Raw genomic sequence first — 22,866 nt, 5'->3', positions numbered from 1 at the left:
CGTGTTGGGTTGGTGGTCACGATCGATCCCCCAGATCCGTGGTCATGGCCACCAACGCCCGCTGGAAGCGCTCGATCAATGCCTCGATGCTGGCCGCGTCGAAGACATGGCTGTCGTATTCGACGCGAAGGATCAATTCGCGGTCGGACCGGGCCTGCATCGTCAGCGGGTAATGGCTGGATTCGGTGCCGGTGAAGTCAGTGATGGCCAATCCGTTGTTGCTCAACAGTGCGGTGGTGTCGATCGGGTAGTTCTCAAACACAAACAACGTGTCAAAGAGTTGGTCGTGCCCGGTGATGCGGTGGATTTCGTTGAGCGCCAGATGTTGATGGTCGAGGGTGTGGTTGTGGGCAGTCTGGAGTTGGTCGAGGAGGTCGGCGATTGTGGTAGTCGGTGTGACGGTGGCCCGCACTGGGACCGTATTGATCATCAGTCCCACAATGGATTCCGCATCGGCCAGCTCGGCGGGTCGTCCCGAGACCGCGGCGCCGAAGACGACGTCACGTCGGCCGGTCATCGACATCAACACCTGCGCCCAGGCACCCTGAAGCACCGTGTTGACGGTGGTGCGACAGGACCTGGCCAGCTCGTTGACGGCCTGGGTGATGTCCTCGGGCACCCGAGACGAGGCAACGCCTCGCGGTCCCAGCTTTGACCCGTCCGGCGGTCCGACCAGTGTGGGAATGTCGAATCCGGTCAGCACGTCACGCCAGGCCGCCTGGGCGGCCGACAGGTCTCGCCCGGCGAGCCAGGTGACGAACCGACGATACGACCCGGCCGCCGGCAGCCGCTGGCCGTAGTAACTGGCAAAGATCTCTTGCAGCAGGATCGGCAATGACCAGCCGTCGAGCACGATGTGGTGATTTGTCAGGACGACCCGATACCGTTCCGGTGCGGTGCGGATCAGAGCGGCCCGAAAAGCCGGCGAGCCCCTGAGGTCGCAGACCGTGGCGCGCTCGGCGGCGCATACCCGTCGCACCTGCTCATCGACATCGGTGTCGAATTCGAAGTATTGCCAGGGTGTTTGGGGATCAGCAGGGATGACTTGCACCGGCTGGTCGAATTGACTGCAGAAGTGCGCCGCCAGTTGGGGGTGCCGGGCGATGACGGCGTCCACGGCATCGTGCAGGCGATCGGGGTGGAGCGGGCCGACGACGGTGAAGTCGAGTTGCATTGAGTACAGGTCGTTGTCGCTGTTCTGCCTGGCGGAATGGAACAGCAATCCCTGTTGGAGAGGGGTGAGCGGCAGGATGTCGGCGATCCGGTAATGCTGCTGCAGTTCGTCGATCTGCCTTTGGGTGAGGTGGGCAGGGGAGATGTCGGAGGGTGTCAGGCCGCCGCCACCGCGTTGGACGTGGGCACAGATGCCGGCCAGCGCGTCGAACCACAGCTGGCTGAGCCGCGCGACCTGGACGTGATCGAGCGCCGAAGGCGCCCAGGCCCAGTCGGCGTGCAGGCGAGGGCCCGCGGCCGTGTCGACGGTGCTGGCGTTGAGTTCCAGTGTGTGCGCCAGTGGTATGGGCACCGCCGCGGCGGAGGTGGAGATCGTCAAACCGTCTTGGCTGATCCGCCACAGATCGCCCGACGTCTCGGCCGCGGTCAGCCGCCCGAAGTAGTTGAACCCGATCCTCGGATCCGACTCGGGGAGCGCAACGTCCGCGTTGAGGTAGCGCAGCAGACCGTAGGTTATGCCGTCGGGCAGGGCACGCAGTTGTTCCTTGGCGCGCTTGACGATTGGGCCCACCGCGGCGTCACCGGCCGTCAGCTGGGCCCAATGCAGCCCAGCGACTGCCAGCGACACCGGGTACTTGGTGGTGAACCAGCCCACGGTGCGGGACAGGTTGATATCAGGGGCCAGGTCCTCGTACCGGCCGTGGCCCTCGACGTCGATCCCGATAGCCTCGCCGACCCTCGAGCCCGAAAACTCGGCCCACGCCAACCCCAGGGCGATTAACAGGATGTCCTGGATGCCGGCGCGGAAGGCCGCGGGAACCTCATCGAGCAGTAGGCGGGTGGTCTCGGTGTTCAGCGAGACCGCGAGATGCCCCGCGGTGGCGTAGGTGTCGGTCTCGGGCCTCGGTGGGGTCAGGGTGGTCTGAGCCGCCGCCACCTGCTGCCAATTGTGGGCCTGGTCCACCACCGCGGGCCGGTGAGCGTGCCCGGCGAGCAGCGATGCCCACCGCCGGAATGAAGTCCCGCCCGCGGGCAACGCGACCGGCTGGCCGCTGGCATGTTGCGACCACGCGATATTGATGTCTTCCAACAGGATTCGCCAGGACACTGCATCGACGGCAAGATGGTGGATGATCAGCACCAGCTGGCGGGTGTCGGTCACCCATAACGCGCTGAGCATCACCCCGCCGGCGGGGTTCAGCCGCGACCGGGCCTCCGCCACCGCGGCCTCGGTCAACACATCGACGGTGTGCAGGCACCCGCCGGCATCCACCGCCCCGGCCGCGGGCGCGGTCAGAGTCCACTCGCCGGTGTCGCCATCGGCGATGTGCAGCCGCAGCATGGCGTGGCGGTCCAGCAGCGCTTGCAGGACCACCACGACGTCGGCTTGGGCGACCCCGGGGGGCGCCTGTATCACCATGGTTTGGTTGAACTGATCGATGGGGCCGCCGATGTCGTGCAGCCAGTGCATGATCGGGGTGGCCGGCACGGGCCCGGCGCCGTCATCCACGGCAGCGTCGCGGCCCTCGGTGACGTGGGCGACGCGGGCCAGTCGGGCAACGGTCTGTTCGAGGAAGATGTCGCGCGGGCGGCACACGAGTCCGGCCGCGCGTGCGCGGGCGACCACTTGCATCGACGAGATGCTGTCGCCGCCAAGGTCGAAGAAGGAGTCGTCCACTCCTACGCGCTCGAGTCCCAGGACTTGGGCGTAGATGCCGGCGAGGATCTCCTCGACGGCGTCGGTCGGGGCGCGGTAGTGATCGGCATTGGAGTAGTCGGGGGCCGGAAGGGCGCGGGTGTCGAGTTTCTTGTTGGCGGTCAGGGGAAGCGCGTCCAATGCGACAACGGCAGCGGGCACCATGTAATCGGGCAGCCGTTCAGCCAAGGCGGTGCGGGCGGCGACCGGGTCCGCGGTGCCGGTGATGTAACCGACCAGCCGTTTGTCGCCGGGACGGTCCTCGCGGGCGATGACGGCGGCGTGGTCGACGCCGTCGAGCGCGGCCAGCGCCATCTGGATTTCGCTGAGTTCGACCCGGTAACCGCGGATCTTGACCTGTTCGTCGGCGCGCCCAAGGTAGACAAGTTGCCCGTCGGGGCCCCAGCGCACCAGATCCCCGGTGCGATACATGCGCGCCCCGGGGCCGCCGAACGGGCAGGCTACGAATCGTGCGGCGGTCAGCCCCGCCCGGCGCAGATAACCGACGCCGACACCGCGGCCCGCGACGTACAACTCACCGACTACCCCCGGCGGTACCTGAACCAGCGACGAGTCGAGGACGAACAACGCCGCCCCGGGCACCGGCGCACCGATGGGCAGGGTCCCGGCCCCGGCGGTCAGTGGCGCACTGATCGCGACGCACATCGTCGTCTCTGTCGGGCCGTAGGCATTGATCATCACTCGCCCGGGCGCCCATTGATCGACCACTTCGGGGGCGCATGCCTCACCGACCACCACCAGCGCCGCCGATTCCAAGCCCTCGGGTGACAGCACTCCCATCGCCGACGGCGTCTGCGTGAGCACATCGACTTGCTCGGTGACCAGCGCGTCGTGGAAGTCGGCCGGTGACGTTGCCACGTCTTCGTTCACCACGACCACCCGCCCACCGCGCAAGAGGGCACCGAAAATCTCCCACACCGAGACGTCGAAGGCCAAGGAATGGCACTGCGGCCACACGCCCGTTGGCGGCAGGCCGGCATCCAGCGACTCCAGCAGCTGTGTGACGTTGTGGTGAGTGATGGCAACACCTTTCGGCACACCGGTGGTGCCGGAGGTGTAGATGAGGTACGCGATGTCGCCGGGGGCCGGCGCGGGCAGTGGTGTGTGGGGGTGGGCGTCCACGGCGACGTCGCTCACGTCGAGGACGGTTAACTGGTGCCCGTCCAGCCGCGACCGCAGGTCGGTGGTGGTGATCGCAGCGATCGGCGCGGCATCGGCGAGCATGAATTCGATCCGGGTCGCCGGCAGCGCCGGGTCGATCGGCAGATAAGCTGCACCGGTCTTGAGCACTGATAAGATCGCGACGATGGCCTCGGCCGAGCGAGAGAACAGCAGCGCCACGTAGTCACCCGGTCCTGCGCCATACCGACTCAGGAAGTGCGCCAATCGGTTCGACGCCGCGTCCAGTTCGCGGTATGTCCAGGAGCGCACCCCATCGCGGATCGCGGTCGCCTCAGGGGTACGCCTCACCTGGCTGGCAAACAGCGCCGGTATCGAGACCGGCTCGGGCGCCGGCCGGGTGAGAATCGCCCGGTTAGACGCCTTGTCCAAGCGGGCGTGCTCTTCGGCGTCCAACACATCGATCGACGACAACCGGGCCTGCGGATCGGTGGTCATCGCCGCCAGAACCCGCTGTAACCGCTCGACAATCGTGGTGACGGTGCCGGGGTCGAATACGTCGGTGCGGAATTCGACCGCACCCCGAATGCCATCGGGCGCATTGGCGTCGGTCCAGTGTTCGGACAGAGAAAAGGTCAGGTCCATGCGGGCGGTGTGGGTGCCGATCGGCAATTCGGTAACCTGCAAATCACCTAACACCGGCCCGGCAGCCTCGCTGGGTTGCCCCGGCAGGTTCTGCCACGCCAATGCCACCTGAACCAGTGGATGATGGCTCAGCGACCGGGTGGGGTTGAGCCGCTCGACGAGCACCTCGAACGGTACGTCTTGATGCTCGAAGGCGAGCAGGCTGCGCCGACGGACTTGGGCCAGCAACTCGGCGGCGGTTGGGTCCCCGCCGACGTCGACCCGCAGGACCAAGGTGTTGACGAAGAAACCCACCAGGTCATCGAGCGCCTGGTAACCCCGTCCGGCGATCGGGAATCCCACCGCCACATCGGAACTGGCGCTGAGCCGCGACAGCAGCACCGCCAAGGCAGTCTGGACCACCATGAAACTCGTCGCGTTGAAGTCGCGTGCCACCTCGCGTATGCGTCGCTGCAACTCGGCCGGCCAGTCTACGGTCACTCTGGCGCCACGCTGATCAGCCAGCGAGGGATACGGCCGATCCGTCGGTAAATCCAAGCGTTCGGGGAGGTCGGCCAGGGCATCTTCCCAATACTTCAGCTGGGCGGCGATCCGGCTGTGGGCGTCGTCGAGAGCGCCGAACTGCGCCCGCTGCCACAGCGTGTAATCCGGGTATTGCAGTGGCAATTCGGGCCAATCCGTGGCTCGTCCGTCGCATCGGCTCGCATAGGCCTCGGCGATATCACGGATCATCGGGGCCATTGACCAGCCATCAAAGGCGATGTGGTGTACCACGCACACCAGTACGTGATACTCATCGGCGACCCGGAAAAGCTTCGCCCGCAGCGGAATTTCGGTTTCCAGAACAAAGGGATGATGCGCCGCCTCGTCGATCGCCTCGTCGAGTCGAGCTGACGGCCATCCGCTGGCGTCGATGACGTCCCAGCCGAAATCCGCTCGGTCCGCGGCAATGACGAGCTGCTGTGGTACCCCGTCGGGTGCCGGAAACATCGTGCGCAGGCTTTCGTGCCGGGCCACCACGTCGGCCAGCGATGCGCTGAGCGCTTCGGCGTCGAGCATGCCGCGCAGCTCGAGTGCCACCGGAATGTTGTAGACCGCTGACGGCCCCTGCAACTGGTCGAGAACCCACAGCCGGTTCTGGGTGAAGGAGAGCGGGATCACCGCCGGGCGCCGGCAGGCCACCAACGGCTCACGACGTTCGGCCGCGCCGTCGAGGCAGGGCGCCAGCTGCGCAATCGTGGGCGCGTCGAACAACGTGTGCACAGCCAGGTCTGCGTCCAGCCCCGTGTTGATCGCGGCAATCAGCCGCATCGCCGACAACGAGTCCCCGCCCAGGTCGAAGAATGAGTCATCGACCCCGACCGGTTCGACACCTAGCACCCGGGCATAGATGTCGGCCAAAATTTCCTCAGCAGGAGTGGCCGGAGCTCGGTAATGCTCGGGGGTGTAGTCGGGGACGGGTAGCGCGCGGGTGTCGAGTTTGCCGTTGACCGTCAGCGGCAGCGCCGGCAACACCACGATCGCCGGCGGAACCATATGACCGGGTAGCCGCTCGGCCAGCCTGGCGTGCGCCGCAGCGGGATCTACTGTGCCGGCGGTGGTTTCCACGATATACCCGACGAGGCGTTTGTCGCCGGGGCGGTCTTCGCGTGCGATGACCGCGGCCTGTTCGACGCCGTCGAGCTCGGCCAGCGCGGCCTGGATCTCGCCGAGTTCGATTCGGTAACCGCGGATTTTGACCTGTTCGTCGGCGCGACCCAGGTATCGCAGTTGCCCGTCGCGGCCCCAGCGCACCAGATCCCCGGTACGGTACATCCGCGCGCCGGGTCCACCGTAGGGGCAGGGCACAAACCGCGCGGCGGTCAGCCCGGGCCGGCCGATATATCCGACACCGACGCCGCGTCCGGCCACATAGAGTTCGCCGACCACCCCGGGCGGCACCGGGCGTAGCCACTCGTCGAGGACGAACAATGCCGCCGTGGACACCGGCGCCCCGATGGGGACCGTCCCTGAACCCGCCGCGAGGGGGGCGGTGAGCGTTGCGTAGACGGTGGTTTCGGTTGGGCCGTAGGCGTTGATGACCACCCGCCCGTGGGCCCACCGGTCCAACAGCTCGGGCGGGCAGGCCTCGCCGCCGAGCAGCAGAGCCACCGACTCCAGGCCCCGCGGGGAGAGCGCGGCGGCCGCCGACGGCGTCTGGGTGAGCACCGTGACCCGTTCCCTGACGAGCAGGGCGTGGAAGTCTTTCGGTGATTTCGTCACCTGCCCGGGCACCACGACCAGGCGCCCCCCGCCGAGCAGCGCGGCCCAGATCTCCCAGACGGAGAAGTCGAACGCATAGGAGTGACATTGCGTCCACACCTGGTCTGCGGGTAGGTGCGCCGACGCTGACTCCACCAAATGGGCCAGGTTGCGATGGGTGATCGCGACCCCTTTGGGCACGCCCGTGGTGCCCGATGTGTAGATGAGGTAGGCGATATCTTCTGCTGCGGGCGTCGGAAGCGTGGAGCGGGGCTGAGCGGTCATGCGGTCGTCTGTGATATCGACTACGGCCAGGGCACATCCGGCCAGCCGCGGGCGCAGGGCGGTGGTGGTGACCGCGACGATCGGCGCGGCGTCGCTCAACATGAATCGGATCCGTTCGTCCGGCAGCGCCGGATCGATCGCCAGGTAGGCCGCCCCGGCCTTGAGCACGGCGAGCATGGCGATGACAGCTTCGGCGGAGCGCTCCAGGAGCAGCACCACACACGCACCTGCGCCAGCGCCGCGGCCGGATAGCGCATGCGCCAGATGATTCGACGCCTCGTCGAGGTCGCGATAGGTCAACGACCGGCCCGCGTCACTGATGGCCACCGCCTGCGGCGAGCGGGTCACGTTGCCGGCGAACAGTTCCGGGATCGACACCGGCGCCGCTGCGGGCGCGGTCAGAATCGCACGGTTGCCCATGCGGTCGATGCGGGTGCGCTCATCGGCGTCGAGCACATCGATCGCCGACAATGGGAGCTGTGGATCGGCAATCATCGTCGCGATGATCCGCCGCAGCCGATTGATCAGCGCGCCAATGCTTTCGGCATCGAACACGTGGGTGTCGTACTCGATACGGAAGGAAAGTTCGGAGCCGGGTGTGGCCTGCATGGTCAGCGGGTAATGATTGGCCTCTTGACCGGTGAACTCTGTGATGACCAGCCCACCCGCGCCCGTCAACGTGGTGGCGCCGATAGGGTAGTTCTCGTAGACGAACAGGGTGTCGAACAGTTGGTCGCAACCTGTCGTATGGTGAATCTCGTTGAGCGCCAAGTGTTGATGGTCGAGGGTGTGGTTGTGCCTGTCGTGAAGTTGCTCAAGTAGGTCAGCGGTGGTCGTGGCCGGTGTGATGGCGGCCCGCACCGGCACGGTGTTGATCAGCAGCCCGACCATGGTGTCGGCGCCCGCCAGTTCGACGGGCCGCCCCGAGACGGCGGTGCCGAAGACGACGTCGCGCTGACCTGTCATGCCCATGAGCAGTTGCGCCCACGCGGCCTGCAGCACGGTGTTGACGGTGGTGTGCTTTGAGCGAGCCAGCTCGTTCAAAGCCAACGTGATCTGCTCGGATATCCCAAACGCGCTGGTGGTCTTCGGACCGGGCTTGAGTCGTGCGGGTGGGGCGACCAGGGTGGGGGTATCGAAGCCGGCCAGCGTCTCGCGCCAGGCCGCCCTGGCGGCGTCGAGGTCTCGCTCGGCCAGCCAGGTGACGAACCGGCGGTAGGGGGTGGCCGGCGGCAGGTGCCGGCCCTGGTAACCGGCGAAGATCTCTTGCAGCAGGATCGGTAGCGACCAGCCGTCGAGCACGATGTGGTGGAAGGTCAACACAAGTCGGTGCCGGTCTTCGGCGGTGCGGATCAACGCCACCCGGAAGGTCGAAGCGTTGGCGAGGTCGCAGACGGCGCCTCGCTCGGCCGCGCAGAGTAACCCGGCTTGCTCGCTGACATTGAAGTCGAATCGGACGTACTGCCAAGATATTTCAGGATCACCGGGAATGATCTGCACCGGCTGGTCGAATTGCCGGCAGAATCGAGCGGCCAGGTTGGGGTGGCGCTTGATGACGGCCCGCACGACGCCGTGCAGCCGGTCCGGGTCCAGCGGGCCGGCGATGGTGATGTCGATCTGCATCGCATACAGGTCACCGAGATCGTGACCGGTGCCGGCGTGGAAGAGCAGTCCCTCCTGGAGGGGGGTGAGCGGCAAGATGTCGGCGATGTCGTATCGCGCTTGCAGCTGGTCGATTTGGTGTTGGGCGAGTCGGGCGGGTGCGATGTCGGACGGTGTCAGCCCGCCTCCGCCATGTTGGACGTGGGCGCAAAGGCCGGACAGGGCGTCAAACCAGAGCTGGCTGAGCTGACCGATCTGGGTCTCATCGAGGGCGGACGGCGCCCAGGTCCAGGTGGCGCTGAGGCGGGGGCCGGTGTCGGTGTCGGTGGTGGCGGCGTTGAGTTCGGCGGTGTGGGACAGCGCCATGGGCACCGTGGTGGCAGCACCGGCGATTGCCAGGCTGTCCTCGCTGACCCGCCACCGGTCGCCAGGGACGTCGGTGGTGGCCGCGCCGCCGAGGCGTCCGAGGTAGTTGAATCCGATGGTGGGGTCGGGTCCGGTCAGATCGGAGTCGGTGTTGAGGTAGCGCAGCAGCCCATAGGTCACGGGATGGGGCAGCGCGCGCAGTTGTTCCTTGAGGCGCTTGACAATTGGGCCGAGCCCTGCGCCACCGGTCGCCACTTGTTGCCACGGCACGCCGCCGACGGTCAGTGCCACGGGGTACTTGGTCGTGAACCAGCCCACCGTGCGCGACAGGTCGACATCGTCGACCAGGTCGTCATGGCGGCCGTGGCCTTCGACGTCGATGCCGAGGAGGCCGTCGCCGGCGTGCAGGAATTCGGTCCAGGCCAGCGCATAGGCGATCAGCAAGATTTCGTGGATGCCCGTGTGAAACGCCGCGGGAACGTCGATGAGCAGTCGGCGGGTGGTCTCGGTGTCCAGCGACACCGTCAGGTGCCCCGCGCTGGTGTAGGTGTCCTCGGGTTGGGGTCCGGGCAGCGCGGCGGCGACGCTGGTGATGTGTTTCCAGGTGTCGGCCTGCTCGCTGACCGTCGGGGTGTGCGCGAATCGCTCGAGGATTGCGGCCCAGCGCTGGTATGAGGTTCCGCCGGTCAACAGGGTGATGGGTTGGCCACGCCGGTGCTGGGCCCAGGCGATGTTGATGTCTTGCAACAGAATCCGCCACGATACCGCATCGACGGCCAAGTGGTGGATGATCAGCACCAGCCGACCGGTGGTGGACAGCCACAGCGCGCTGATCATGGCTCCGGCGGCGGGGTTGAGCCTCGACCGGGCCTGGGCGAGCGCCTCATCGGTCAGCACGTCGACCGTTCGCAGACACTCACCGGCATCGATGACCCCGATGTCTGGCACCGTGAGCGCGCGGCCTTCGGCGCCGTCGTCGCCGACTCGCAGCCGCAGCATGGGATGGTGGTCGATCAGAGCTTGCAGGACGGCGAGCACGTCGGTGGGGGTGGCCCCGGCCGGTGCTTGGAGCGCCACGGTCTGGTTGAACTGGTCGACCGGGCCGTCGACGTCGAACAACCAGCGCATGATCGGGGTGGGCGTGATCGGCCCGGTGCCCTTATCGATGACCGTGTCGCAACCGTCGGTGATGCCGGCGATGCGGGACAGCCGGGCCACGGTTTGTTCGACGAAGATGTCGCGGGGGCGACAGTTCAGCCCGGCCGCGCGGGCGCAGCCCGCCACCTGCATCGCCAAAATGCTGTCGCCGCCGAGGTCGAAGAATGAGTCGTCGATGCCAACCCGCTCGATACCGAGGACCTCGGCGTAGATGCCGGCCAGGATCTCTTCGACCACGGTGGTGGGGGCGCGGTAGTCCTCGGTGGTGTAGTCGGGTGCGGGCAGGGCGCAGCTATCGAGCTTGCCGTTGACCGTGATGGGCAGCGCGTCCACCGTGACGATCGCCGCGGGCACCATAAATCCCGGCAGCCGGTCGGCCAGTGCGGCGCGGACTCGGGCGGGATCGACTGTCCCCACGGTTGTTTCAGTGATGTAGCCGACCAGCCGCTTGTCGCCCGGACGGTCTTCGCGGATGATCACCGCGGCGTGCTCGACCCCGTCGAGTTCGGCCAGCGCGGCCTGGATTTCTCCGAGTTCGATGCGATAGCCGCGAATTTTGACTTGCTGGTCGGCGCGGCCAAGGTAGTCGAGTTGTCCGTCGGGTCGCCAGCGCACTAGATCCCCGCTGCGATACATCCGTGTCCCGGGCGGCCCGAAGGGGCACGCCACAAACCGCGACGCGGTCAACCCTGCCCGGTTGACATAGCCGACTCCGACGCCGCGGCCGGCCACGTACAGTTCGCCGACGACTCCGGGCGGCACCGGGTGCAACCAGGGATCGAGGGCGAACAACGCCGCGCCGGGCACCGGCGCGCCGATGGGAACCATCGCGTGGTGGGGGGTCAGCGGGGCGCTGACGGCGGCATAGACCGTGGTCTCGGTGGGGCCGTACCCATTGAGCATCACCCGCCCAGGGGCCCACCGGTCCACCACCTCGGGCGGGCAGGCCTCCCCGGCGGCCATCAGCGCCACCGCCTCCAACCCGTGCGGGGACAACGCCGTGAGCGCGGAAGGGGTTTGGCTGAACACGGTGACCTGTTCGGCGATCAGCAGCGCGTGCAGGTCTTCGGGGGAGCGCGTCACCGGGTCGGGCACCACCACCAGCCGCCCACCGAACAGCAGGGCGCCCCAGATCTCCCACACCGAGAAGTCGAAAGCATAGGAGTGGCATTGGGTCCACACCTGCTCGGGCCCGGGCCTGATTCCCACCTGCAGGGCGTCGAACAGTCGGGTGACGTTGTGGTGGGTGACCGCAACACCTTTGGGCGCCCCGGTGGTGCCGGAGGTGTAAATGATGTGGGCGACGTCCTCGGGCGCCGGAGCGGGTAGGCCGGTGCTGGGCTGGGAGCCAATGCGGGAGTCGTCGATCTCGAGGACGGCCAGGTCGCGCTCGCCAAGGCGGGGGCGCAGCGCGGTGGTGGTCAGCGCGACGATCGGTGCGGCGTCGTTGAGCAGGAAGGCAATCCGCTCGTCGGGCACCGCGGGGTCGATCGGCAGGTAGGCCGCCCCCGACTTGAGCACCGCCACGATCGCGACGATGGCATCGGCCGAACGGGCGAGCAGCAGCGCCACACACCCGCCCGGACCGGCGCCGTAGTCGACCAGCAGGTGAGCCAACCGGTTTGAGGCGTCGTCGAGTTCGCGGTAGGTCCACGAGCGCTGCCCGCAGCGCAGCGCCACCGCATCGGGGGTGCGCGCCGCCTGCTCGGCGAACAACGCCGGGATCGAGGCCGCCTCCGCCGGCTGGGTCAGCACGGCGCGGTGGCCCAGCACATCAAGCCGCGCGGCCTCATCGGGGTCGAGCACATCGATCGACGACAACCGTGCCTGTGGGTCGGCGGTCATCGCGGCCAGCACCCGCTGGAACCGCGCGACCAGCGCGGTGACGGTGCCCGGCTCGAAGACGTCGGTGCGGAACTCCAGCGTTCCCGAAAGCCCCGCCGGCTCACCGGAATCGGTGAACCGCTCGGCGAGAATGAACGTCAAATCGACGCGGGCGGTGTGGGTGGCGATCGGCAGCTGCGTGACCTCCAGGGCACCCAACGCCAAACCCGCCCCGGGGTCAGCGGCGCTTCCCGGCAGGTTCTGCCAGGCCAACATCACCTGCACAAGCGGATGATGGATCAGCGACCGTGTCGGATTAAGCCGCTCGACGAGCACCTCAAACGGCACATCTCGATGCTCGAGAGCGGCGAGCCCCTTCAGGCGGACCTGCGTCAGTAGCTCCGCCACCGTGGGGTCGCCGGCCAAGTCCACCCGTAGCACCAGGGTGTTGACGAAGAACCCGACCAAATCGTCGAGCGCCGGATCATCTCGGCCGGAAACCGGAAAACCAAGCGCCACATCCGAACTCGAGCTAAGACGCGACAATAACACGGCTAATCCGGCCTGGACCACCATGAAAGTGGTCGCGTTGCAGTCACGGGCCACAGCGCGCACCCGCTGCTGTAACTCCGGGGGCCAATTCACCGCCACAGTGGCCCCACGCTGATCGGCCACCGGTGGATATGGCCGATCCGTCGGCAACTCCACGCGCTCGGGCATCCCCGCCAGCGCGTCCTGCCAATACGCCAGCTGCGCGGCGATCGGACTATCGCGGTCGTCAAGATCGCCGAATTGGGCCCTCTGCCACAAGGTGTAATCCGTATACTGCACGGGCAGCTCAACCCAATCCGGAGCAAGCCCCTGCCGCCGCGCCTGATACGCCGAGCTGATATCCCGCACCATCGGGGCCAGTGACAAGCCGTCAAAGGCGATGTGGTGGAGCACGATTCCCACCACGTGCTCCTCTGGGCCGACACGGTAGATCTGCGCACGGATCGGGATGTCTGTCGCCAGATCGAACCGATACCCGGCCAGCGACAGCAACTCGCCGGCCACATCGTGGTCCGCCAACGGCACTATCGCGGCATCCCCGCGTTGCCACATCCCGCTCCGGGGCGGCAGCACCCGCTGGAAGGGCACGCCGTCGAGGTCGGGGAACACGGTGCGTAAGGATTCGTGGCGGACAACGACATCGTCGAGGGCCGCGCGAAGAGCCCCGACGTCCAGTGGCCCGCTGATCCGAAACGCTGTCGGCATGTTGTAAGTGGTTACGCCGTTCTGCAATTGCTCGAGGAACCACAGTCGTCTCTGGGAGAACGACAACGGAACCCTGGCGGGACGCTCGCCGGCCACCAATGGCTCGACCTTGGCTGCATGTTCATTGAGCCGGGGCGCCAGCAGCGCCACCGTCGGCGCGTCGAACAGCCTGCGTAACGAGAGGCCGGCATCCATCGCCGTGTTGATCGCGGCGACCAGGCGCATCGCCGACAGCGAGTCCCCGCCGAGGTCGAAAAACGAGTCGTCGACCCCGACCCGCTCGGCGCCGAGCACTCGTGCGTAAACGCCAGTCAGGATCTCCTCAGTGGGGCTGGTGGGGGCGCGATAACGGTAGGCGTCGTTGTATTCGGGTGCCGGCAGGGCGTGGGTGTCGAGTTTGCCGTTGACCGTCAACGGCCACACCTGCAACACCACGAGCGCCGCGGGCACCATATAGCTGGGCAGCCGCTCGCCCAACACCGCCCGCACAGCCGCGGGATCAACGGCACCGGCAACGGTTTCGGTGACGTAGCCGATCAGACGCTTGTCGCCCGGGCGGTCCTCGCGCACGATCACCGCGGCCCGCTCGACGCCGTCGAGTTCGGCCAGGGCGGCCTGAACCTCGCCGAGTTCTATGCGGTAGCCGCGGAGCTTGACCTGATCGTCCGCGCGCCCAAGGTAATCAAGCTGCCCGTCGCGGCGCCAGCGCACGAAGTCCCCGGTGCGGTACATCCGCGTGCCGGCCGACCCGAACGGGCAGGCCACGAATCGCGACGCGCTCAACCCGGCCCGGCGCCAATATCCCACGCCCACACCATGCCCGGCGATATACAACTCGCCGACCACATCGACGGGCACCGGACGCAACCACCCGTCGAGCACAAACAACGCCGCTCCGGGAACCGGCGCGCCGATCGGTGGTGCGCCCATTCCGGCGTTCAGCGGCGCGCTCCTCGACGCACACACCGTGGTCTCGGTGGGGCCGTAACCGTTGACCATCACCCGTCCCGGCGCCCAACGATCGACGATCTCGGCGGGGCAGGCCTCACCGGCCACCAATAGCGCCGCAGATTTCAAACCCTCGGGGGGCAGCACCGCAACGGCCGAGGGGGTTTGGCTCAGGACGCTGACCTGTTCGGCGGCGAGCAGGGTCTGCAGGCCTTCCGGTGAGCCGGCGACCGACTCGGGCACCACCACCAACCGCCCGCCGAACAACAGCGCGCTCCAGATCTCTTCGACAGATGCGTCGAAGGCCAGGGAATGCCACTGCGCCCACACTTGCCCCGGCAGGTGCGAATTCAGCGAAACCAGCAGCTGGGTAACGTTGTGATGCGTGACCGCAACACCTTTCGGCGCGCCCGTGGTGCCCGAAGTGTAGATGATGTACGCGACGCCATCGTGCCTCGGCAACGGCATCGGCGTGCTGGGGCGGGCGTCGACAGCAGGGTCGGTGATATCGATGACCACCCGGCCGCATCCGTCCAGCCGCGACCGCAGCCCCGCGGTGGTTACGACGGCAATCGGGGCAGCGTCACCCAGCATGAACTCGATGCGGGAACGGGGATGCATCGGATCGATCGGCAGATAGGCCGCACCGGTCTTGAGCACCGCCAGCATCGCGATGACGGCCTCAGCCGAACGACTGAACAGCAATGCGACACACGCTCCAGGGCCCGCACCATGTTCAGTCAGCAGATGCGCCAGCCGATTAGCGGCCCCGTCGAGCTCCCCATAGGTCATCGACCGGCCCGCGAACCTCACCGCCACCGCGTCGGGGGCACGCCCTACCTGTGCGGCGAATAGCTCCGGAATCGAAACCGATTGGGGAGCAGGCTGAGTGAGCACCGCTCGATTGCCCCACTCGTCGAGCCGGTCGTACCGATCGGTGCTGAACGGATCGATCGACGAGAGCCGTCGCCCCGGATCGGCCGTCATGGCCACCAAGATGTCTTGCAGCCGCTTTACCAGGTCTGCAACATCGAGGTCCGAAAATGGTCGGCCGGCGCCCTCCGTGCCGAACAGAAGATCGTCACCGACGGCAGAGAAGAACAACCCGAAGCCGTCCCTCAGACCGGAATTGGTGAACGACGCCGAAGCGGCGAGGCCACCGAAGTCCAAGGTGAATGCGGACGGAAGAAAGTTGACGCTCACTCTCTGCGCCCCCTGGCTCCGGCCGGGGAAGCGGGTCTTGCGCTCCAGGGCTTGCACCGGAAATCGTTGGTGGCGCAGAGCCTCCCGGATTCGGCTTTCGGCGTGGTCACAGAACTCGGCGACGGTGGCTCCCGGGGAGACCGTCAACACCAGCGGCACGACGCCCGAAAGTACCCCCGGAATGGTCTTCGCTTGCGGATCTACTCGCCTACGTACCGGAAAGTCGAGCACCACCTCGGAACCTTGGGCGCACCAGCCGTGCACCAGCAGTGCGCACGCCGCTGTTATGACCGAAGAACGAGGCATGTCCCGCGCCTGGGCCAACTCTTGTGTTCGGCGGACGACCACCCGGTCCAGGAGAACCGGCGCAGAGGAGCGGCAAGGGCCATGGTCGCTCGCCTCGCGGGGCAACCAATGATCGAATCCGCTTTCCGATGGCAGGTTCTGCGTCCAATACGCGTGATCCTGTTGGTAATCGGCTGATGCTTCATACTCCGCCTCACACCTGACCAAGTCCTCGAGCGAGCCGAAGAATGGAGGCGGCAGGGGCGCGCCGGAGACGACGGCAGAGTAGATAGTGGCAATCCGGTGGCCGATCAGCGCAATACCCGATGCGTCCACGACGATGTGGTGGCAGCACGTGAACCAATAGAATTCGTCATGCCGTGTGCGAAATAGCGCGAACCTGAACAGCGGTCCGGTGAGCGGCATCGGCGTCTGCTGAATCGATGACGCTATCTCGTAGGCCTCATGCAGGGGATCATGCGAGCCGCTCAGGTCGTGGAAAACGAGGTCAATTTCCGGATCATCAATCGTCGCTTGGAAAACTTGGCCCTGCTCTTCGAAGAACGTGGCCCTGACGGGATCTGCCTCCCGCAGCGCTCGGCGGATCGCCCACTCGAAGGGCTCTCGCTGCAGCCGGCCCTCGATTTTCGCGAAAAGGCCTAGCTGCCACTCCGTAGTGAAGCGACCCGTCTGTTGCGCGAGCCATATGTCCAGCTGCCCGGGCGTGAGGGGAAGCGCCCGGCCATCACGGTCCATCCGACCCCCTTCGTGTCAGGCCGCGCCAGCGGGCATCAGCTTCTCGCACAGCAGCCCCGCTAGACCGCGGATCGTTATGGTTGAGATGTCAGCGGACGGGATGCGCACCCCTGTTTCGGTCTCGATGCGGGTACGTAGTTCGAGGGCACCGAGCGAGTCCAAGCCGTATCCGGAGAGCGGTCGGTCGGGATCGACGCTGCGACGCAGAATCAAGCTGACCTGATCGGAGATCAGCCGCCGCAGCCACGTGGGCCACTCGTCCGCGGGAAGCTCGTCCAGCTCAGCACGCAGCTTGCTTGTGCCCGTTCGGTTTTGCCCGGCGGAGCGGAATGCCTGCGCAAACAGGCTGCGCTCGGCCAGGATCCCCAACCACGGGGTACCCGTGACCGGCGCGTAGCCGGTATAGGCTCGGTCGTGGCGCAGTATCGCTTCGAACGCGTAAGCGCCCTCATCGGGTTCGATTGCAATGTCGGAACTTTCGGCCAGCGCGGCCGCGCGGCCAATCTTTGCCCAGGGTCCCCAGGCGATCGAAGTGGCTGGCAGGCCCTGCGCCCGCCGCCAGTGGGTGAAGCCGTCCACCCAGCTGTTGGCCGCGGCGTAAGCCCCCTGCCCCGGCGAGCCCACCAGCGCGGCCGCCGAGGAGAAGGAGCAAAACCAGTCCAGCGGCTGCCCGGCGGTGGCAACATGCAAATTCCAGGCGCCGTAAACCTTTGGCGTCCAGTCACGCTCGATCAGGTCATCGGTGATGTTCGCCAATGTGGCGTCCTCCACCACCGCGGCCGCGTGCAGCACGCCACGCACCGCGAGGCCGGTAGCGGTCGCTGTGGCCACCAACCGATGCGCGGTGTCGGATTGCGCGATATCACCGCACTCCACCACGATGTCGGCGCCGCTCGCGCGGATCCGCTCGATCGTCTCCAACGCAGTGCGCGTGGGCCGTGAGCGTGAGGACAGCACGATGCGTCCGCATCCCGCCGCGGCCATCGTCTCCGCCAGGAACAGCCCGAGGCCCCCCAGCCCGCCGGTGACGAGGTAGGCGCCGTCGCGGCGGAAGACCGGGGCTTGCGCGGGCGGCACCGTCACCCGGCGGTAGCCGGTGTGCGGGACGTCAAGCACGATCTTGCCGGTGTGTCCGGCGCCGGCCATCGTTCGAATGGCGTCGCCGGCTTCCTCAAGAGGGTAGTGGGTGCACTCTGGCGCCGGGAGCACACCGTCCGCGATGAGCCGGTACACCGTGGTCAGCAAGTCGTGAACCCGGTCTGGTTCGCTGTACGACAGCAGCGCCAGGTCGACGCCGTGAAACGCGAGGTTGGGCCGGAACGAGAAGAGCCCCAGCCGGATGTCGCGCTTGCCGATTTCGACGAATCGTCCACCGAGAGCCAGCAATTTGAGCCCGGCGAGCTGGGCGGCGCCGGGGACCGAGTTGAGCACGATGTCTACGCCGTAACCGTCGGTGTCGCGTCTTATCAGGTCGGCGAACTCGGTGCTGCGCGAATCGTAGACATGCTCAATGCCCATGGCACGCAACAGTTGACGGCGTTGCTCGCTGCCCGCCGTGGCGAAGATTTCGGCACCTGCGGCCCGGGCCATGGCGATCGCCGCCTGTCCGACCCCGCCCGTCCCCGAGTGGATCAGAACGCGGTCACCGCCCTTGATATGAGCCAGGTCGTGCAGGCCGTAATATGCGGTGGCGTGCGCGGTAGGTACCGCCGCCGCCTGCTCATCGGATAGTCCGGCCGGCAGCGTCACCGCCAGGCGTGCGTCGCAGGTGACGAACGTGCCCCAGCAGCCGTGGCCGCACAGACCCCCGACATGATCGCCGACCTTGTGGTCGGTCACACCCGGGCCGACGGCGGTCACCACGCCGGCGAAGTCGGTGCCCAGCTGCTGTCGTCGGCCCTCGAAGGCTGGATAACGGCCGAACGCGACCAGTACATCGGCGAAGTTGATATTGGAGGCACTGATCTCCACCTCGATCTCACCGGGGCCCGGCGTAACACGCTCGCGAACAATGAATTCCACCGACTCCAGATCGCCCGGCGTGCGGATCTGCAGACGGATTCCGTCGAGCTCGAGGTTGGCAATGGTGGTTTGCCGTTCCTCGGGGCGCAGCGGGCTGAGGGCCAATCGCGCCGTGTACCACGCCCCGTGTCGCCAGGCGGTCTCGTCTTCCTCCGACCCGCTGAGCAGTTGGCGGGCGAGCTGCTCGGCATCGGTGTCGTCGTCCACGTCGATCTGGGTGAGCTGCAAGTGCGGATGCTCGGTTCCGATCACCCGCAGCAAACCCCGCAGCCCGGCCTGCTCCAAATTGGGCAAGTCGCTGGCCACTACGGCCTGCGCGTTGTGTGTCACGACGTAGAGGCGGGGTAGCTGACCGGGCGTGTCGGGCAATTCGCGTAAGACACGCACCAGGTATTGCACGGCCTCGAGGCCCGGCACCGGCGACTGATCACCGGCGTCGCCCTTTCCGGGCTCCGCTCCGATCACCAAACCGCTGAACCCGCCGGCACGCAGACGGTCTCGAAGTTGCTCCCTGTTCAAGGCGTGGTCCGCGTGTGGCGGCCAGCACATGGTGGTGCATTGCGCGCCGAAGCTTTTCAGCGCATCCGTCAAGGGGGCAACGGTGTCTTTGGCGGTGCCGACCACCAGCCAGGCTCCGGGGTCGCGGTATTCCCCTTCCGGCAACTCTCGTTGCCGCCATTCAATTGTCAACAATCGCTTGGCCAGCAGCCGTTCGGCGTGGTCGTCCTCGGATGCGGCGGTGCCCAATCGCAGCCCCTGCGCGGCGAGTAGGACGGCTCCCTGCTCATCGAGCATTTCCAGGTCTGCCTCGACTCCGCAGCCATCGGCTTTCGTCACCCGTGTGTAGCAGTAGCGGGCGCTGCGGGCCGGACCGTGGCAACGGAGCCGTCGGAGACCGAGCGGCAAGGCGAGCGCATCTTCGCCCAGAGCATGCAGTGACCCGTGCGCCGCGACGGCCTGAAAGCAGGCATCCAGCAGCGCCGGGTGCACCCCGTAGGCATCTTGTTGCGAGCGGATCTGGCTGGGTAGCGCAACCTCGGCCAGCACGGTGCGGGTCGCGCCCTCGCCGATGTGCAACGCGGCGAGACCGCTGAACGCCTGACCGTACCGAACACCACGCTCGTCCAGGCGTCGACGCACCTCGGCTCCGTCCTCTCGGCCCGGGTGCGCGGCAAGCAGCGCGGGAATGTCGTAAGTGGGAGGGGGCTCTTCCGCTGCGGCGCAGAGCGCGGCGGTGACCAGCTGTGCTTGTTCGCCCCCGGCATCGGACTCGACGGCGAAATCGGCGGCGCCCGTTGATGACAGGGCTGCCGAGGCGCCGATCGTGGTCTGTTCATCCACCAGCAGCGCCTGATCGAAGCGCAAGTCGCGGACCTCGGAACCATTGCCGAACACGGCACGCGCGGCGGCCAGCGCCATTTCGCAGTAGGCAGCCGCCGGGAAAACGGTCACTTCGCGAACCTGGTGATCGCTCAGCCAGGGCTGGGCCGCGGTGCCGACCTCGGCCTGCCAGACGTGGCGTTCCGGTTCCTCCAGCAGGCGCACGTGGGCGCCCAACAGCGGATGCACCGAAACGGTGCAGCCACCGTGTGTTGAGGATTGGGCGCCGCGGCTCAGCAATAGCCGGCGGTGCGTCCAGGTCGGCAGCGGCGCGTCCACTAACCGGCCAGTCGGGTAGAGCACGGAGAAGTCGACCGCGGCACCCACGCTGTACAGATCCGCGACAAAGGCGCGCAGCCCGTAGGGCTGTGCTTGCTGGCGACGCATGGCGGCCAGAGTGGCCAGCGGCATGTCGATGCTGCGGGCGGTCTGCTCGACCGCATGAGTGAGCAGCGGGTGGGGCGCCAGCTCCGCGAAGACGCGGTGGCCCTCCTCCAAAGCGGCCCGCACCGCCGGGGCGAACCGCACCATCTGGCGCAGGTTTTGCACCCAGTACCCGGCATCGCAGACCGGCCGCTCGCGCGGGTCGTAGAGGGTCGCCGAGTAGAAGGGAGTTTCCGGCGGCATCGGGTTCAGCTCGGCGAGCGCGTCGGCCACATCGTCGAGGATCGGATCCACCTGCGGGGAGTGCGAGGCGACGTCGACGGCGATCTCGCGGGCCATGACGTCACGCGACTCCCAGGTCGCGACCAGATCGCGCACGGTCCGGGTGGCACCGCCGATCACCGTGGACTGCGGCGACGCGACCACAGACACCACGGCATCGTCGACGCCACGGGTTACCAGCTCCGAAAGCACTTGGTGCGCAGGCAGTTCCACCGATGCCATCGCACCCGCCCCCGCGATGCGAGACATCTGCCGGGAGCGCCGGCAAATGACACGCAAGCCGTCTTCCAGCGACAGCGCTCCCGCGACGACGGCCGCAGCGACTTCGCCCAGGGAATGCCCGATGACGGCGGCCGGGTGCACCCCATACGAGCGCATGGTGGCGGCCAGCGCGACTTGCATGGTGAACAGGGTCGGTTGAATCCGGTCGATACCGGTCACGGTCTGCGAGGCGGTCATCGCCTGCGTCACCGAAAACCCGGCCTCGTGGACGATCAGTGGCTCGGCTGCCGCGACGGTCGCGGCGAACACCGGCTCGGTCGCCAACAGTTCGGCTCCCATTTGAGCCCACTGCGAACCTTGCCCCGAGAACACCCAGACCGGTCCCCGGTCATCCTGGCCGGCTGCCGCCTGATACGCGGTGTCGCCCTCGGCGACCTCGCGCAAAGCCTGGATGAGTTCCGAGTGGCAACTCGCAATGACGGCGGTGCGTACTGGGCGGTGCGTGCGCCGGCGCGCGAGGGTGTAGGCGAGATCTGTCAAGGCCACTTCCTCGTGCGCGGCGACCCAGTCGGCCAGGCGGCCGGCGGTGCGGCGCAATTCCTCGGCTGAGGTGGACGACAGCGGGAACAGCAGAGGTGCTGCCGCAACCGACTCGGCTGAGAGGGCCTCGGGCGCAACGGCCTCGGGAACCTGCGCGGGAGCTTGCTCCACTATGGCGTGTGCGTTCGTTCCCGAAAGCCCGTACGACGACACCGCCGCCCGCCTGGGATGATGACCATTCGTCGGCCACGGTGTGATCGTTTGCGGCACAAACAGTTTGGTATCTATTGCGGCCATGTTGTCGGGCAGCCGGGTGAAGTGCAGATTTTGGGGAATGATGCCGTGCTGCAGGGCTAGGATCGTTTTCATCAGCCCGAGCGTTCCGGCGGCGGACTGGGCATGCCCGAAGTTGGTCTTCACTGTCGCCAGCGCACAGGGGACGTCGGTGCCGTAGACGGCTGCCAGGCTCGCGTATTCGACCGGGTCACCGACTGGCGTGCCGGTGCCGTGCGCCTCGACCATGCCGACGCTGCGGGCGTCGACGTCTGCGGCGGCCAACGCCGCCCTGTACACCGCGGTCTGCGCCGCGAGCGACGGTGTGGCGATGTTGACGGTGTGGCCGTCTTGATTGGCGGCAGTGCCGCGGATTACCGCCAGGATCCGATCGCCGTCACGCAGCGCGTCGGACAACCGTTTCAGCAATACGACCACACAGCCTTCGGCTGAAGCGAACCCGTCAGCCGCGACGTCGAACGCGTGACACCGTCCGGTGGGAGACAGCATGCCTTCTGCGGAACCTGCGACGAACTTCCGCGGATCCAGGATCACGGCGGCCCCACCCGCCAGGGCAAGGTCGCTTTCACCGTCGCTCAGGCTGTGACAGGCCAGGTGCACTGCGGTCAGACCGGACGAACATGCGGTGTCCACCGTCAGCGCTGGACCGTGAATGCCCAAGGCGTACGCGATGCGTCCAGACGCGAGGCTGAAGCTGCTGCCGGTAAACCCATACGGCGCCTCCACAGCATTCGCATCGGCGGCCAGCAGTTGATAGTCGCCGTGCGTCAAACCCACAAACACACCGGTGAGCGAGTCGGCCATGGTTTCTCGAGTCAGGCCGGCGTGCTCCATGGCCTCCCAGGAGGTTTCCAGCAGCAACCGGTGCTGCGGGTCGATCGCGGTCGCCTCGCGCTCGTTGATTCCGAAGAATTCGCAATCAAAGCCGGCGACGTCATCGAGGAACCCACCCCACTTCGTCACCGAGCGACCCGGAACGCCTGGCTGAGGGTCGTAATATTCCTCGGCGTTCCACCGGTCCGGCGGCACCTCCGTGACCAGGTCATCGCCCCGCACCAACGCCTCCCACAGCCGCTCGGGGGAGTCGATGCCCCCCGGCAATCGACAGGCCATACCGATGACAGCGGTGGAAGTGAAAGTTACTTTGTCCACGGCCGTTCACC

2 protein-coding genes are annotated in these 22,866 nt (G+C 67.1%); both read right to left on the bottom strand.

Going from position 1 to position 22,866, the window contains the following annotated elements; genetic code table 11:
* Positions 1 to 16 precede the first annotated feature (16 nt).
* A complete protein-coding gene (locus KXD96_RS01900) occupies positions 17 to 16,579 on the bottom strand; it encodes a non-ribosomal peptide synthetase (RefSeq protein WP_260742605.1) in 16,563 nt (5,520 codons plus the stop codon).
* Between the two features lie 15 nt (positions 16,580 to 16,594).
* Positions 16,595 to 22,816 carry a sulfolipid-1 biosynthesis phthioceranic/hydroxyphthioceranic acid synthase gene (gene pks2, locus KXD96_RS01895; protein ID WP_260745589.1) on the bottom strand — a complete coding sequence of 2,074 codons (6,222 nt, stop codon included), beginning with the start codon at positions 22,814 to 22,816 and terminating at the stop codon, positions 16,595 to 16,597.
* Positions 22,817 to 22,866 lie beyond the last annotated feature (50 nt).

The organism is Mycobacterium sp. SMC-2 (assembly GCF_025263485.1).
In the GTDB taxonomy this organism is placed as follows: Bacteria; Actinomycetota; Actinomycetes; order Mycobacteriales; family Mycobacteriaceae; genus Mycobacterium.
The sequence above is the reverse complement of the archived record's forward strand: the minus strand, read 5'-3'. Positions and strand labels throughout refer to the sequence as shown.

Excerpts from the sequence above, each read along its gene's own strand:
- pks2 (WP_260745589.1), bottom strand. The coding sequence starts at position 22,816 with ATGGCCTGTCGATTGCCGGGGGGCATCGACTCCCCCGAGCGGCTGTGG.
- KXD96_RS01900 (WP_260742605.1), bottom strand. The coding sequence starts at position 16,579 with ATGGACCGTGATGGCCGGGCGCTTCCCCTCACGCCCGGGCAGCTGGAC.